This is a genomic window from Vibrio sp. 1CM23M (genome assembly GCF_023161755.1).
GTDB lineage: Bacteria > Pseudomonadota > Gammaproteobacteria > Enterobacterales > Vibrionaceae > Vibrio > Vibrio coralliirubri.
In genome coordinates, this window is record NZ_JALNTR010000022.1 from 1 (window position 1) to 2,800 (window position 2,800).

Below are 2,800 nucleotides of genomic sequence, written 5' to 3' on the forward strand. Positions count from 1 at the left end.
GCCAGGGAAAACTCATCTCAAGGCTCGCTTCCCGCTTAGATGCTTTCAGCGGTTATCGATTCCGAACTTAGCTACCGGGCAATGCCATTGGCATGACAACCCGAACACCAGAGGTTCGTCCACTCCGGTCCTCTCGTACTAGGAGCAGCCCCTTTCAATTTTCCAACGCCCACGGCAGATAGGGACCGAACTGTCTCACGACGTTCTAAACCCAGCTCGCGTACCACTTTAAATGGCGAACAGCCATACCCTTGGGACCGACTTCAGCCCCAGGATGTGATGAGCCGACATCGAGGTGCCAAACACCGCCGTCGATATGAACTCTTGGGCGGTATCAGCCTGTTATCCCCGGAGTACCTTTTATCCGTTGAGCGATGGCCCTTCCATTCAGAACCACCGGATCACTATGACCTGCTTTCGCACCTGCTCGAATTGTCATTCTCGCAGTCAAGCGGGCTTATGCCATTGCACTAACCACACGATGTCCAACCGTGTTTAGCCCACCTTCGTGCTCCTCCGTTACTCTTTGGGAGGAGACCGCCCCAGTCAAACTACCCACCAGGCACTGTCCGTAATCCCGATTCAGGGACCAACGTTAGAACATCAAAACTACAAGGGTGGTATTTCAAGGACGACTCCACCACATCTAGCGACGCGGTTTCAAAGTCTCCCACCTATCCTACACATGTAGGTTCAATGTTCAGTGCCAAGCTGTAGTAAAGGTTCACGGGGTCTTTCCGTCTAGCCGCGGGTACACTGCATCTTCACAGCGATTTCAATTTCACTGAGTCTCGGGTGGAGACAGCGTGGCCATCATTACGCCATTCGTGCAGGTCGGAACTTACCCGACAAGGAATTTCGCTACCTTAGGACCGTTATAGTTACGGCCGCCGTTTACCGGGGCTTCGATCAAGAGCTTCGACCGAAGTCTAACCCCATCAATTAACCTTCCGGCACCGGGCAGGCGTCACACCGTATACGTCATCTTACGATTTTGCACAGTGCTGTGTTTTTAATAAACAGTTGCAGCCACCTGGTATCTGCGACTCTCGTCTGCTCCATCCGCAAGGGACTTCACTGATAAGAGCGTACCTTCTCCCGAAGTTACGGTACCATTTTGCCTAGTTCCTTCACCCGAGTTCTCTCAAGCGCCTTGGTATTCTCTACCCGACCACCTGTGTCGGTTTGGGGTACGATTCCTTACAATCTGAAGCTTAGAGGCTTTTCCTGGAAGCATGGCATCAATGACTTCACTACCGTAGTAGCTCGACATCGTATCTCAGCGTTAGTAGCGGTCCGGATTTACCTAAACCACCCGCCTACGTACTTGAACCTGGACAACCGTCGCCAGGCCCACCTAGCCTTCTCCGTCCCCCCATCGCAATTGTAAGAAGTACAGGAATATTAACCTGTTTCCCATCGACTACGCCTTTCGGCCTCGCCTTAGGAGTCGACTTACCCTGCCCCGATTAACGTTGGACAGGAACCCTTGGTCTTCCGGCGAGGGAGTTTTTCACTCCCTTTATCGTTACTCATGTCAGCATTCGCACTTCTGATACCTCCAGCAGCCCTTACAGACCACCTTCAACGGCTTACAGAACGCTCCCCTACCCCACATACCCTAAGGTACGTAGCCGCAGCTTCGGTGTATAGCTTAGCCCCGTTACATCTTCCGCGCAGGCCGACTCGACCAGTGAGCTATTACGCTTTCTTTAAATGATGGCTGCTTCTAAGCCAACATCCTGGCTGTCTGAGCCTTCCCACATCGTTTCCCACTTAGCTATACTTTGGGACCTTAGCTGGCGGTCTGGGTTGTTTCCCTCTCCACGACGGACGTTAGCACCCGCCGTGTGTCTCCCGGATAGTACTTACTGGTATTCGGAGTTTGCAAAGGGTTGGTAAGTCGGGATGACCCCCTAGCCTTAACAGTGCTCTACCCCCAGTAGTATTCGTCCGAGGCGCTACCTAAATAGCTTTCGGGGAGAACCAGCTATCTCCAGGTTTGATTGGCCTTTCACCCCTAGCCACAAGTCATCCGCTAATTTTTCAACATTAGTCGGTTCGGTCCTCCAGTTGATGTTACTCAACCTTCAACCTGCCCATGGCTAGATCACCTGGTTTCGGGTCTAATCCTAGCAACTGTACGCCCAGTTAAGACTCGGTTTCCCTACGGCTCCCCTAAACGGTTAACCTTGCTACTAAAATTAAGTCGCTGACCCATTATACAAAAGGTACGCAGTCACACCACGAAGGTGCTCCTACTGCTTGTACGTACACGGTTTCAGGTTCTATTTCACTCCCCTCACAGGGGTTCTTTTCGCCTTTCCCTCACGGTACTGGTTCACTATCGGTCAGTCAGTAGTATTTAGCCTTGGAGGATGGTCCCCCCATATTCAGACAGGATATCACGTGTCCCGCCCTACTCGTTTTCACTGATTATGAGATGTCGATTACGGGGCTATCACCCTTTACTGCGGCACTTTCCAGAGCCTTCATCTGTCTCATTAAAAGCTTAAGGGCTAATCCAATTTCGCTCGCCGCTACTTTCGGAATCTCGGTTGATTTCTCTTCCTCGGGGTACTTAGATGTTTCAGTTCCCCCGGTTTGCCTCCTGTTGCTATGTATTCACAACAGGATACTTACTTATGTAAGTGGGTTTCCCCATTCAGGAATCCCAGACTCAAAAGGTTATTACTACCTAATCTGGGCTTATCGCAAGTTATTACGCCTTTCATCGCCTCTGACTGCCAAGGCATCCACCGTGTACGCTTAGTCACTTAACCATACAACCCGAAAGGGT

At 51.3% G+C, this 2,800-nt stretch carries 1 rRNA gene; it reads right to left on the reverse strand.

What is annotated here, in order from left to right:
- Positions 1-2,783, reverse strand: a 23S ribosomal RNA gene (locus MSG35_RS23935); the annotation flags it as partial.
- Positions 2,784-2,800: the final 17 nt, after the last annotated feature.